This is a genomic window from Desulfobaculum senezii (genome assembly GCF_054657395.1).
In genome coordinates this window covers 1120881-1133895 of record NZ_BAAHYU010000003.1, presented here as the reverse complement: position 1 = coordinate 1133895, position 13015 = coordinate 1120881, and the positions used below count along the sequence as shown (strand labels likewise).

Here is a 13015-nt window from a genome sequence, read left to right as displayed (position 1 = left end):
TACTCCCTAGTTCTTCTTCATGATTTCTTCAGCCACGCTGTTCGGCACTTTCTCGTAGTGGTCGAACTGCATGGTGAAGTTGGCACGGCCCTGCGTGTTGGAACGCAGGTCGGTGGCGTAACCAAACATCTCGCTCAGCGGCACCATGGCCGAAACGACCTGGGCATTGGCGCGGGAGTCCATGCTGGACACCTTGCCGCGGCGAGAGTTGAGATCGCCCATCACGTCGCCGAGGTATTCCTCGGGGGTGACGACTTCCACTGCCATAATGGGCTCCAGCAGAGCCATGGAGGCCTGCTTTGCAGCTTCCTTGATGGCCATGGAACCGGCGATGTAGAACGCCTGCTCGGAAGAGTCGACTTCGTGGAAGGAACCGAAAACAAGTTTCACCTTCACGTCCACAACCGGGTAACCGGCCATGATGCCGTTCTTCAGAGCGTCCTGAATGCCCTTGTCAACCGAGGGGATGTATTCCTTGGGAATGACACCGCCAGTGATGGCGTTGGTGAACTCGTATCCCTGTTCGGGATTCGGCTCGACCTCGATGACAACGTGGCCGTACTGTCCGCGACCACCACTCTGCTTGGCGTACTTGTGGTCCACCTTCGCAGCCTTGGTGATGGTTTCGCGGTATGCAACGCGGGGGGCGCCCACGTTGGCGTTAACGTTGAACTCTCGCAGGAGGCGGTCAACGATAATTTCAAGGTGCAGCTCGCCCATACCGGCGATGAGGGTCTGTCCGGTTTCGTCGTCGGAGGACACCTGGAAAGACGGATCTTCCTTGGCGAGCTTGACGAGTGCTTCGGACAGGGAGTCGCGGTCGCCCTTGGACTTGGGCTCGATGGCAACCTGGATAACCGGATCCGGAATCTCCAGGGACTCGAGCACAACAGCCTTGCCGGGCTCGCAGAGCGTGTCACCGGTGGACACGGTCTTCAGGCCAACAGCAGCGACGATGTCGCCAGCGCCAGCCCACTTGATTTCCTCGCGATCGTTGGCGTGCATCTTCAGGAGACGACCAATGCGTTCCTTCTTGCCGGTGTCGGCGTTGATGACGGTCATACCGGACTCGATGGTGCCGGAGTAGAGTCGCAGGAAGGTCAGGTGACCAACGTAGGGGTCGGTGGCAAGCTTGAACGCCAGAGCGGCGAGGGGCTTGTCATCGTCACAGGGGCACTCGATCTCGTCTTCGGTGCCGGGAGCGTGACCAACCATCTGCTCGATGTCGAGCGGAGAAGGCAGGAAGTTCACGACAGCGTCGAGCAGAGGCTGAACGCCCTTGTTCTTGAACGCGGTGCCGCACAGAACCGGCGCAATGGCCATGTTCGTGGTGGCGACGCGAATGCCGTTGATGATCTCTTCCTCAGTCAGCTCTTCGCCGTTGAGGTATTTGTCCATCAGGGCTTCGTCTTCTTCCGCGATGGCTTCGATCATCTCGGTACGCAGGGTCTCGTACTGTTCCTGCAGATCGGCAGGGACGGGCTCAACGGCGAATTCAGCGCCGCGGGTCTCGTCGTCAAACAGCATAGCCTGACCGGTGATGAGGTCGACCATTCCACGGAACTGGTCTTCGTTGCCGATGGGCAGCTGCAGCGGAACAGCCTTGGCACCAAGGCGATCCTTCAGCATCTCGACGCAACGGAAGAAGTCAGCGCCGATGCGGTCCATCTTGTTGACGAAGGCGATGCGGGGGACGTTGTAGCGGTCAGCCTGACGCCACACCGTCTCGGACTGGGGCTCAACACCGGAAACGGCGTCGAACACAGCCACAGCGCCGTCAAGCACGCGCAGTGCGCGCTCAACTTCCATGGTGAAGTCAACGTGGCCGGGAGTATCAATGATGTTGATACGATGTTCCTTCCAGAAACAGGTGGTCGCAGCGGAGGTAATGGTGATGCCTCGCTCCTGCTCCTGCTCCATCCAGTCCATCGTGGACTCGCCATCATGGGTCTCGCCGATCTTGTGGGAAACACCAGTGTAAAAGAGAATACGTTCGGTAGTCGTGGTTTTGCCCGCGTCGATGTGGGCCATGATACCGATGTTTCTCTGTTTTTTGATGGGGACTTTGCGTGCCACTTTCTTACTCCAATACTACCAGCGGTAATGGGCAAAAGCCTTGTTGGCTTCGGCCATGCGGTGGGTATCTTCTTTCTTCTTCACTGCGCCACCGCGGTTGCCGTAAGCATCCAGCAGTTCGTTGGTGAGGCGGGCGGTCATGCCCTTCTCGCCACGGGAGCGGGCGTAGGTGATGAGCCAGCGGATAGCCAGCGCGACCTGACGGTCGGGGCGGACTTCCATCGGCACCTGGTAGGTCGCGCCACCAACACGGCGGGACTTGACTTCCAGCTGCGGCTTCACGTTGTCCAGAGCCTTTTCAAACGCCTTGATCGGCTCTTCACCGGACTTCTCGGCAAGGGTGTCGAGAGCGGAGTAGAAAACCTTCTCAGCAATGCTACGCTTACCGTCGCGCATCAGGCGATTGATAAACCTGGAAGCAAGCACGCTGTTGAACTTCGGATCAGGCAGAATTTCTCTTTTTGGTACGGGACCTTTTCTCGGCATTACTTAATTCTCCCAGCTTACTTCGGTCGCTTGGCGCCGTATTTGGAACGGCCCTGTCGACGGTCAGCAACACCGGCCGTATCGAGGGAGCCACGGACAATGTGGTAACGCACACCGGGCAAGTCTTTGACACGACCGCCGCGGATAAGCACCACAGAGTGTTCCTGCAGGTTGTGGCCCTCACCAGGAATGTAAGAAGACACCTCAATACCGTTGGTCAGGCGCACACGGGCAACCTTACGCAGAGCGGAGTTCGGTTTCTTCGGGGTAGTGGTGTACACGCGGGTACACACGCCACGGCGCTGAGGGCAAGCCTGAAGAGCAGGAGTCTTCTTGCTCTTCGTGCGCTTCTTACGAGCACCGCGGACAAGTTGGTTAATGGTAGGCATTCAGTTCCTCCGTCGTATTTTGGGTCCCGGGTACGGGTTTTGCGTTATATGTCGCGCCCACCCGGTCCTCCGACAGCGTCTCTCTGGTCCCGGGCACCCGGCCATTCGACGCTAAACACCTAAACAGTATAAAAAAAAGCGAGGGGAAGACTCCCCTCGCTTTCCTACGAAGTTATATCTTCCATCACCAGAGGACCCGTAGGTCATTGCGCGTGGACGCTCACCTTCCCGCAAGTGCGGAAGGCGGTTTATGTTCGAAAGCTCGGGTTTGATAATCCCACACGAGCACATTTGTCAAGCGTATTGGGAAATCTTTTTTCCCACACCGCAAGACAGGTCTTTATACCAAAAAAGGCGGAGGGAGCCAACTCCCTCCGCCCATTTCTTCAAGTGCCCTGCTTCTATCGAGATTCGATGAGCAGCGGATCGCTTTCAAGCTCCTCAAGGAACTTGTCGGCGCGCTCGGACTGCTCGGGAACAGCAATGTCGGCGTCCATGTACCGGCGGTAACCAGAACCAGCCGGGATGAGGCGACCAACAATGACGTTCTCCTTGAGACCGCGCAGGTTGTCGTCCTTACCCTGCAGCGAGGCTTCCGTGAGGACCTTGGTGGTCTCCTGGAAGGATGCCGCGGAGATGAAGGACTCCGTGGACAGCGAGGACTGGGTGATACCCAGAACCAGCGGTTCGGCGACGGCGGGCTTGAGGCCCTGAGCGATGGCGCTGGCGTTTTCGGCGTGGAACTTGGTCTTGTCCACGTGCTCGCCAACGAGGAAGTGGGTCTCGCCGGTATCGACGACGTTCACCTTCTTCAGCATCTGACGCACAATGATTTCGATGTGCTTGTCGTTGATGCCAACGCCCTGGAAGCGGTACACGTCCTGAATTTCGTCCACAAGGTAGTTGGCGAGGTGCTTCTCACCCTTAATCTTGAGGATGTCGTGCAGGTCGGCGCTGCCCTCGGTGAGCAGTTCGCCCGCTTCAACAAAGTCGCCCTCGGTGACGGTAACGTGCTTACCCTTCGGAATGAGGTATTCACGCGGCTCGCCGGTTTCGGGGGTGACGATGATTTTGCGCTTGCCCTTGGTTTCCGGGCCATAGCTGCAAATGCCGTCCACTTCGGAGACGACGCCGAGGTCCTTGGGCTTACGGACTTCAAAGAGTTCCGCAACGCGCGGCAGACCACCGACGATGTCCTTGGTCTTGGAGGACTCACGCGGCTTACGTGCGAGCACGTCGCCAGCCATGACGTCGTCACCGTCGCGCACCATGATAATGGCGCCGACCGGCAGCGAGTACGTGGCCGGGATGGAGCTGCCCGGACGCATCTTCACGTTGCCGTCCTCATCCACGACGGAGATGGACGGACGGAGGTTGGTGGAACGGTACTCGATGATGGTCTGAGAGGCCTTCATCGTGGTTTCGTCCACGTTCTCCTGATAGGTCTTGCCCTCGATGATGTCGTTGAACTTGATGGAGCCGCCGACTTCGGTGACGAACGGTTCGTTGAAGGGGTCCCACTCGGCGAGCAGTTCGCCCTTCTTCACTTCCTGTTCGGACACAACGTGCAGCACAGCGCCAGAAGGCAGGACGTGCTTTTCACGCTCGCGGCCCTCGTCGTCAACAACGCCGACCTGACCGGACTTGCCGAGGACCATGTACATGCCGTCGCGGTTCTTAACCGTCTTGACACGGGACAGGGTCACGCGGCCCGGATGGGTCGCAATGTGCGAGGACTGTTCGATTTCTTTGGATGCGGTACCACCGATATGGAAGGTACGCATCGTCAGCTGCGTTCCCGGCTCGCCGATGGACTGGGCGGCGATGATGCCGACCGTCTCGCCGACGTTGACCAGATGTCCGCGAGCAAGGTCGCGGCCGTAGCACATGGCGCAAACGCCGTGCTCGCTCTGGCAGGTCAGGCCGGAACGGATCGTCATGGACGACACGCCCGTCTCGTCGATGAGCTGCGCAAGCTTCTCGTCGATGAGGGAACCTGCGGGGATAATCTCCTCGCCGGTGTCCGGATGATGCACGGGGTGCAGCGTCACGCGGCCAAGCACGCGGTTGGACAGCTTTTCCTGGATTTCGCCGGCCTTGATGAGGTCGGTCATTTCCAGACCGTCCACCGTGCCGCAATCCATTTCGCTGACGGTCATATCCTGAGCAACGTCGACGAGTCGGCGGGTCAGGTAACCGGAGTTCGCGGTCTTGAGCGCGGTATCCGCAAGGCCCTTACGAGCACCGTGAGTGGAGTTAAAGAACTGCAACACGGAGAGGCCTTCGCGGAAGTTGGAGGTAATCGGCGTCTCGATGATTTCGCCCGAAGGCTTAGCCATCAGACCACGCATACCTGCCAGCTGGCGCATCTGGTCCTGGTTACCACGAGCACCAGAGTTCGCCATCATGAAGATCGGGTTGAGGGAGGGATTTTCCTCGGTCTTGCCGGTCTTCGGGTCGGTAACGACGTCGATGGACATGGCCTGCATCATCTCGCGGGAGATGTCGTTGGTGCACTTGGTCCAGACGTCGATGACCTTGTTGTATTTCTCTGTACGCGTGATGATACCATCACGGTACTGGGATTCAATGGAGTCCACTTCGTCCTGTGCGTCGCCCAGGATGCGGACCTTGCGTTCAGGAATCTTGAGGTCCTGAACAGCAACGGTCACACCCGCACGGGTGGCGTACTCGTAACCGAAGTTCTTGATACGGTCACAAAGGATGACCGTCGCCTTGGTTCCGGCGTGACGGTAGGTCTCGCCCACAAGGCGCTTGATGTTGCCCTTGTCCAGCACGCAGTTGACCAGCTCGAAGGGAACGCCCTCGGGCAGCAGCTCGCTGAGGAGGATGCGGCCGGGGGTGGTTTCCACAAGCTCGCCGTCCATGCGCACCTTGATGCGGGCATGTTCGCTGACAGCACCGGCGTCCACCGCGGAAATGACTTCCCACTTGTCCGGGAACACCTTGCCCTCGCCGCGCTGGAAGGAGCGCATGCAGGACATGTAGTACAGGCCGAGAACGATATCCTGAGACGGCACAATGATAGGCGAACCGTTGGCCGGAGACAGGATGTTGTTGGTGCTCATAAGCAGAACACGGCACTCGATCTGTGCTTCCACGGAAAGCGGAACGTGGACGGCCATCTGGTCGCCGTCAAAGTCCGCGTTGTACGCGGCGCAGACCAGCGGATGCAGGCGGATGGCCTTACCCTCAACAAGGGTGGGCTCAAAGGCCTGAATACCGAGTCTATGCAGCGTGGGCGCGCGGTTGAGCAGGATGGGGTATTCGCGGACAACCTCTTCGAGGATATCCCACACCACCAAATCCTCACGCTCAACCATCTTCTTGGCGCTCTTGATGGTGCTGGCCAGTCCCCTCGCCTCCAGCTTGGAGTAGATGAAGGGCTTGAACAGCTCCAGAGCCATCTTCTTGGGCAGACCGCACTGATGCAGTTTCAGGTGCGGGCCCACGGTGATGACGGAACGGCCGGAGTAGTCGACACGCTTACCGAGCAGGTTCTGACGGAAGCGGCCCTGCTTACCCTTGATCATGTCAGACAGGGACTTCAGGGGGCGGCCGTTGGTGCCGGTGATGGCACGGCCACGGCGGCCATTGTCGAACAGCGCGTCAACGGATTCCTGCAACATACGCTTTTCGTTCCGGATAATGATATCCGGAGCGCCAAGCTCCAAGAGGCGCTTGAGGCGGTTGTTACGGTTGATGACGCGGCGGTACAGGTCGTTCAGGTCGGAGGTCGCAAAGCGGCCGCCGTCCAGAGGCACCAGAGGACGCAGCTCGGGCGGAATGACAGGAACAACGTCCATGATCATCCACTCGGGCTTATTGTCGGACTCAAGGAAGGCCTCGACAATCTTGAGGCGCTTCGTGAGCTTCTTCTTCTTGGTCTGGGAGCGCGTGGTCCGGGTCTCTTCACGCAGCTGGGTCCGCAGGGTCTGCAGGTCCAGCTCTTCGAGCAGAGATTTGATGGCCTCGGCGCCCATGCCGACCTCTACAGCGTCTTCGCCGTAGTGGTCCATGACCTGATAGTACTGCTCCTCAGAAATGATCTGATGCTTCTGCAGGCTGGTCTGACCGGGGTCCATGACCAGGAAGGAATCGAAGTACAGAACCTTCTCAAGGTCGGCCATGGTCATGTCGAGCAGGGTACCGATCTTGGAGGGCAGGGTCTTGAGGAACCAGATATGGGCAACGGGCGCGGCCAAATCGATGTGGCCCATGCGCTCGCGGCGCACCTTGGACGCAATGACTTCAACACCGCATTTTTCGCAGACGATGCCGCGGTGCTTCATGCGCTTGTATTTACCGCAGTTACACTCATAGTCCTTCACAGGACCGAAGATCTTGGCACAAAACAGGCCGTCGCGTTCGGGCTTGAAGGTCCGGTAGTTGATGGTCTCAGGCTTCTTGACTTCGCCGAAGGACCATTCCCTGATCTTTTCCGGCGACGCCAGGGCAATCTGGATGGACTTCAGCATACGGCTCGCCTGACCGTCTGCGGCAGCCCCTCGCGTTGCGAACAGATCATCCAAAGACATTGATCTACCTCGCGGTACTAGTTGTTAAAGTTTCATCCGGGGCAGGCGCGTGCTGCACCTGCCCCGGTTACGCTCTTATTCCGCCTTGGTCGGCAGCTGCTTGCGGACGGGTTCGTCCTGGTGCAGCTTCACGTCCAGTCCCAGAGCCATCAGCTCCTTGACCAGAACGTTGAACGACTCGGGCAGGTTGGCTTCGAGGAAGTTATCGCCCTTGACGATCCGTTCGTACATCTTCACGCGGCCGCTCACGTCGTCAGACTTGACGGTGAGGAACTCCTGAAGCAGGTACGCTGCGCCGTAGGCCTCCAGGGCCCACACTTCCATCTCACCCAGACGCTGGCCACCAAACTGGGCCTTACCGCCAAGCGGCTGCTGGGTCACGAGGGAGTACGGACCGGTGGAACGGGCGTGGATCTTCTCGTCAACAAGGTGATGGAGCTTGAGCATGTACATCACGCCCACCGTCACCCTGTTCTTGAACGGCTCACCGGTGCGGCCGTCGAAGAGAATCATCTTGCCGTCTCGGGGCACGTCCGCCCTTTCGAGCCAGTTCCAGATTTCATCCTCTTCGGCGCCGTCGAAGACCGGAGTCTTACACACGATGCCGTTCTGGAGCTTCTTGACCGCGCCCTGCAGGGATTCGTCGTCGAGGTCGTCAACAAGGTCAGCAATGACCGGGTTGCTGAACACGTCCTTAACTTCGCTGCGGAGCACGTCCATGTGGGCGCCGCTGTCGAGCATTTCGGCAAGCTGGCGGCCCAGCTCCTTGGCGGCCCACCCAAGGTGGGTCTCCATGATCTGACCGATATTCATACGAGACGGCACGCCGAGGGGGTTCAGCACGATGTCCACAGTGCGGCCATCGGCGAAGAACGGCAGGTCTTCCTCCGGCAGGATGTTGGAAACAACACCCTTGTTGCCGTGGCGACCAGCCATCTTGTCACCCACGTTCAGCTTACGCTTCACAGCGAGGTGGACCTTGACCATCTTGATCACGCCCGGAGGCAGGTCGTCACCCTCGGTGACCTTCTCGCGCTTGATGTCGTAGGCTTCGCGAATGAACATGACCTGACGGTCGTAGGCATCCAGCATGGCCATGACGGCATCATTGGTATCCTTGTCCTTGAACACACCGGCAAGCTTTTTGAGCGGCAGCTCGAAGAGGACGTCTTCGGTCATAACCTGACCGGCCTCAACGAGCACTTCACCCTTGCGCTTGCCGCTGATGTTCGCACTCACCTGCTTGTTGAGGCACACGTCGCGAAGCTTTTCGCGGGTGGAGTCCACAAGGGCGGCGATGTGCTGCTCTTCCTTGCGGTCGAGCTTGGCAAGTTCGTAGTCTTCGATGTTCTTGGTGCGCTGGTCCTTCTCGCCGGAGCGGCGGTTGAAGACCTTGACGTCAATGACCACACCTTCCATTCCCGGCGGAACCTTGAGGGAGGTGTTTTTGACGTCGCGCGCCTTGTCGCCGAAGATGGCTCGCAGGAGCTTCTCTTCGGGGGTGAGCTGCGTTTCACCTTTGGGGGTGATTTTACCGACGAGGATGTCGTCGGGTTCTACGCGCGCACCAATGCGGATGATGCCGGACTCGTCGAGGTTCTTCAGCATGTCCTCGCCGACGTTCGGGATATCGCGGGTGACTTCCTCCGGTCCGAGCTTGGTGTCTCGGGCAACGAGTTCAAATTCCTCGATGTGTACCGAAGTGAAGACGTCCTCTTTCACCATCCGTTCGGAGATGAGGATGGAGTCCTCAAAGTTATATCCGCACCAGGGCATGAACGCGACCACAAGGTTCTTGCCGAGCGCCAGCTCGCCGTCCTTGATGGCCGGTCCGTCAGCAAGCACATGGCCCTTCTTCACACGCTGTCCGGGGACAACCGTGGGCTTCTGGCCAAAGCTACTGCTCTGGTTGGACTTATGATATTTCAGCAGGTCGTAGGACTTGCAGCCGCCGGAATTGTGACCGATGGCCGGATCGTCGTAGGCCATGACAACGCGCTGGGCGTCGGCATAGTGAACGATACCGTCACCTTCGGCCAGCAGGCAGCTACCGGAGTCCTGCGCCACGCGGTCTTCCATGCCGGTACCGACAAGGGGACGCTCGCTGCGCAGCAGCGGCACAGCCTGACGCTGCATGTTCGAACCCATCAGAGCGCGGTTCGCGTCGTCATGCTCCAGGAACGGAATAAGCGCGGACGACACGGAAACGATCTGGCTGGGCGAGATGTCCATGGCCGTGACTTCTTCCTTGGGCACAACCGTCACTTCACCGCGGATACGGGCGTTGACCATATCGTTGACGAAGTTCTTGTTCTCATCGAGAGGCGCGTTGGCCTGCGCCACCACCTGATCCGACTCCTGAGAGGCGTCCATGTAGCGGGTTTCGTCCGTCACGTGACCGTCCTTGACGATACGGTACGGCGTCTCGATGAAGCCGAAGTCATTGACCTTGGAATGCGTGGTCAGCGAAACGATCAGACCGATGTTCGGGCCTTCAGGCGTTTCGATGGGGCAAATACGGCCATAGTGACTGGTGTGCACGTCACGGACTTCGAAGCCAGCACGCTCACGGGTCAGGCCACCGGGTCCGAGAGCGGACAGGCGGCGCTTATGGGTGACCTCGGAAAGCGGGTTGGTCTGGTCCATGAACTGCGAGAGCTGAGAAGTACCGAAGAACTCCTTGAGCACCGCAGCGACCGGCTTGGGGTTGATGAGGTCGTGCGGCATCAGAGTGGCCACTTCCTGCAGGCTCATGCGCTCCTTAATGGCGCGCTCCATGCGGACGAGGCCGATGCGGTACTGGTTCTCCACCAGTTCGCCAACGGGACGCACACGGCGGTTGCCGAGGTGGTCGATGTCGTCGGCGGGACCGTGGGAGTCCTTGAGCTGGCACAGCGTGGTGATGGCCTTGAGGATGTCCTCGTTGGTCAGGGTACGCAGTTCCAGCGGCTCATCAATGCCCAGACGGGTGTTGAGCTTGTAACGGCCAACGGCGGAGAGGTCGTAGTAGTCGGCGTTGCGGAACAGGTTCTCAAAGAACGTTCCGGCAATCTCCGGGGTCGGCGGAGAGCTGGGACGCAGACGGCGGTAGATTTCAATCTGCGCGGAGGACATGTCCGTGGTCTTGTCCAGCATGAGCGTATCGCGCATGGAGGACGAGACGTCCGTGCCACGGGTGTAGAGCACGGGCAGACGGGTCACACCGGCTTCAAGGAACTTCTCCACCAGCTCGGCGTGCATTTCTTCGCCAGCCTCGGCGAGAACCTCGCCACTTTCGGCGTCGAAGATGTCCTCGGCGAGGAACATGTTCGGCAGCATGGCCGGGTCCACCTCATAGGCTTTAACGCCATCGCGGACCATCTTCTTATGGACACGCTTGGTGAGGGGCTTGCCAGCCTTGACGAGCACGTCGCCTTCGCTGTTGACGATGTCGACAAACGCGGCTTCCTTGCAAAACTTGTCGGCTTCGACTTCGCGCTGCAGCTTGCCGTCGCCGATAACGTAGTATTCCTTTTCATAGAAGTAGTTGAGGATGTCCTGCTTGGACATTCCCATCGCCTTGAAAAGGATGGTTGCGGGCATTTTTCTGCGGCGGTCAATGCGGACATACAGGATGTCCTTATGGTCGAAATCAAAATCGAGCCAAGAACCGCGCATGGGGATGATGCGGCTGCTATAGAGCACGCGGCCGGAAGAATGGCTCTTGCCGGAGTCGTGCTCAAAGATGATGCCGGGTGAACGCTGGAGCTGGTTGACGATGACGCGCTCGGTACCATTAATAATAAAGGTACCCTTGTCGGTCATAAGCGGCAACGTGCCGAAATAGATATCCTGTTCCTTGATGTCGCGGATGGTGCGGCTTTCCGTCTCTTCATCCACGTCATAGACAACAAGACGAACGGTAATGCGGATGGGCGCCTCAAAGGTGAGGCCCTTGGCGATGCATTCCGCCTCGTCGAATTTGGGAGTGCCAACCTCGTAACTAACGTACTCAAGGCTGGCGGTCCGGTTGAAGTCCTCGATGGGGAACACGGACCTGAACACGCCTTCCAGTCCCTCATCGGCGCGGCTAGCCGGAGGAACGTCAAGCTGCAGGAATTTCCGGTACGAATCGACCTGGAGATTCAGGAGATTAGGTACCGAATGCGTGCTGGCGATCTTGCCAAATCTTTTTGTGAGTTGGACCATTTTTCCCTCTCAAGCGAGAAATTTGACCGTTGGCGGGGGCGGCGGCCCTCAGACAAACCGATTAAAATGGTAAATGAATCAAGTTGTTAAAGGATGCCTTCACAATGCCCAACGCTGGGCGGCAGGAAATGAACGCACCAAAAGAATACACGTGCACCTGTGGTGATATGCATTGTAGATGAGCCATACGGGGGATGTGGTATTCATTGTCGACACGAAGAGAAAATACTTATCAAAAGACGGCACCGAGGGCAAGGGGAAATTCGACAAAGAATACAAAAAAAGGGAGCGTAGCTCCATACGTCGCTACGCTCCCAAAAAGCCGTGATATGGCTGTGCTACTTAACTTCGCACTCAGCGCCGGCTTCCTCGAGCTGCTTCTTGGCTTCCTCGGCGTCTTCCTTGGAAATGCCTTCCTTCAGCGTGGAGGGAAGCTCGTCAACCTTAGCCTTGGCTTCCTTGAGGCCGAGGCCGGTGAGTGCACGGACAACCTTGATGACGGCAATCTTGTTGCCGCCGGCGCCCTTCAGCACAACGTCAAATTCGGTCTTCTCCTCAGCAGCGGCGCCGCCGTCAGCAGCGGGAGCAGCGGCAACGGCCATGGCCGGAGCAGCAGCGGAAACGCCGAACTTGTCTTCCAGCTCAGAGATAAACTCGGAGAGCTCGAGGACGGTCATGTTGGAGATAAACTCGACTACCTGATCTTTGGTGATGTCTGCCATTTGGATTTCCTCCTAAAAAGTACTTTGGCTCTTCGCAATGTGCGTTGTTGTTAAGCAGCGGCGCTGTCTTCTTTCTGGTCCTTAATGGCCGAAAGAGCGTACAGGAAATTGCGCTGCAGGTTAGCAAACAGACAAACGAAGTTGGTGGGCACGGCGTTCATGGTACCCAGAAGCTTACCAAGCAGTTCAGGCTTGCTCGGGAGCTTGGAGAGTTCGGCGATAGCTGCTGCGTCGAGCGGCTTGCCGTCCAGGCTACCGGACTTGATGATGAACTTCTCGTTGGACTTGGCGAACTCGCTGAGAACCTTAGCCGCGGCCACGGGGTCTTCGGTGCCGAAAGCGATAGCGCAGTTTTCCTTAAGGTTGTCCTTAAGGTTCTCATGCACTCCGCCATCCAGCGCGATCCGGGCCAGGGTGTTCTTCACGACCTTGTAGCTGACGCCAGCTTCAGTGAGCTTGGCGCGCAGTTCGGTCATGTTTTCCACCTTGAGGCCCTTGAAGTCGGTGACGATCGCGATGGATGCTTCATCGGCCTTGGCTTTCAGCTGGCTGATAAGCTCAGCTTTCTGTGCCCTGTTCACCGTTAACTCCTTGG

The 13015-nt window shown here is 58.4% G+C and carries 7 protein-coding genes; all 7 read right to left on the bottom strand.

The window, feature by feature from the left end; all coding sequences use genetic code 11:
* Positions 1-6 precede the first annotated feature (6 nt).
* The 7 genes from fusA to rplJ all read right to left on the bottom strand — a co-directional run bounded on the left by fusA (position 7) and on the right by rplJ (position 13001).
* Positions 7-2076: an elongation factor G gene (gene fusA, locus ACYQ2T_RS13955; RefSeq protein ID WP_459901369.1), complete on the bottom strand. Its 2070-nt coding sequence runs from the start codon at positions 2074-2076 to the stop codon at positions 7-9.
* Between the two features lie 15 nt (positions 2077-2091).
* A complete protein-coding gene (gene rpsG / locus ACYQ2T_RS13950) occupies positions 2092-2562 on the bottom strand; it encodes a 30S ribosomal protein S7 (protein ID WP_404843198.1) in 471 nt (156 codons plus the stop codon).
* A gap of 17 nt (positions 2563-2579) precedes the next feature.
* On the bottom strand, positions 2580-2951 hold the full coding sequence (gene rpsL / locus ACYQ2T_RS13945) for a 30S ribosomal protein S12 (RefSeq protein ID WP_404843199.1): 372 nt from the start codon (positions 2949-2951) through the stop codon (positions 2580-2582).
* Between the two features lie 401 nt (positions 2952-3352).
* Positions 3353-7450, bottom strand: coding sequence for a DNA-directed RNA polymerase subunit beta' (rpoC, locus tag ACYQ2T_RS13940; RefSeq protein ID WP_459901366.1), 4098 nt, complete (start codon positions 7448-7450; stop codon positions 3353-3355).
* 135 nt (positions 7451-7585) lie between these two features.
* Positions 7586-11698, bottom strand: a complete 4113-nt coding sequence (gene rpoB, locus ACYQ2T_RS13935) for a DNA-directed RNA polymerase subunit beta (protein WP_459901364.1) — start codon at positions 11696-11698, stop codon at positions 7586-7588.
* Positions 11699-12036: 338 nt separating this feature from the next.
* Positions 12037-12420, bottom strand: a complete 384-nt coding sequence (gene rplL, locus ACYQ2T_RS13930; protein WP_404843202.1) for a 50S ribosomal protein L7/L12 — start codon at positions 12418-12420, stop codon at positions 12037-12039.
* A 50-nt stretch (positions 12421-12470) separates the two neighbouring features.
* The gene (gene rplJ, locus ACYQ2T_RS13925; protein WP_404843203.1) at positions 12471-13001 is read right to left on the bottom strand and encodes a 50S ribosomal protein L10; all 531 of its coding nucleotides are present in this window, start codon (positions 12999-13001) and stop codon (positions 12471-12473) included.
* Positions 13002-13015: the final 14 nt, after the last annotated feature.

What these genes read in the sequence shown, in the direction of transcription:
- rpsG (WP_404843198.1), bottom strand. Translation starts at nt 2,562, where the DNA reads ATGCCGAGAAAAGGTCCCGTACCAAAAAGAGAAATTCTGCCTGATCCG.
- rpsL (WP_404843199.1), bottom strand. Translation starts at nt 2,951, where the DNA reads ATGCCTACCATTAACCAACTTGTCCGCGGTGCTCGTAAGAAGCGCACG.
- rpoC (WP_459901366.1), bottom strand. Translation starts at nt 7,450, where the DNA reads ATGCTGAAGTCCATCCAGATTGCCCTGGCGTCGCCGGAAAAGATCAGG.
- rpoB (WP_459901364.1), bottom strand. Translation starts at nt 11,698, where the DNA reads ATGGTCCAACTCACAAAAAGATTTGGCAAGATCGCCAGCACGCATTCG.
- rplL (WP_404843202.1), bottom strand. Translation starts at nt 12,420, where the DNA reads ATGGCAGACATCACCAAAGATCAGGTAGTCGAGTTTATCTCCAACATG.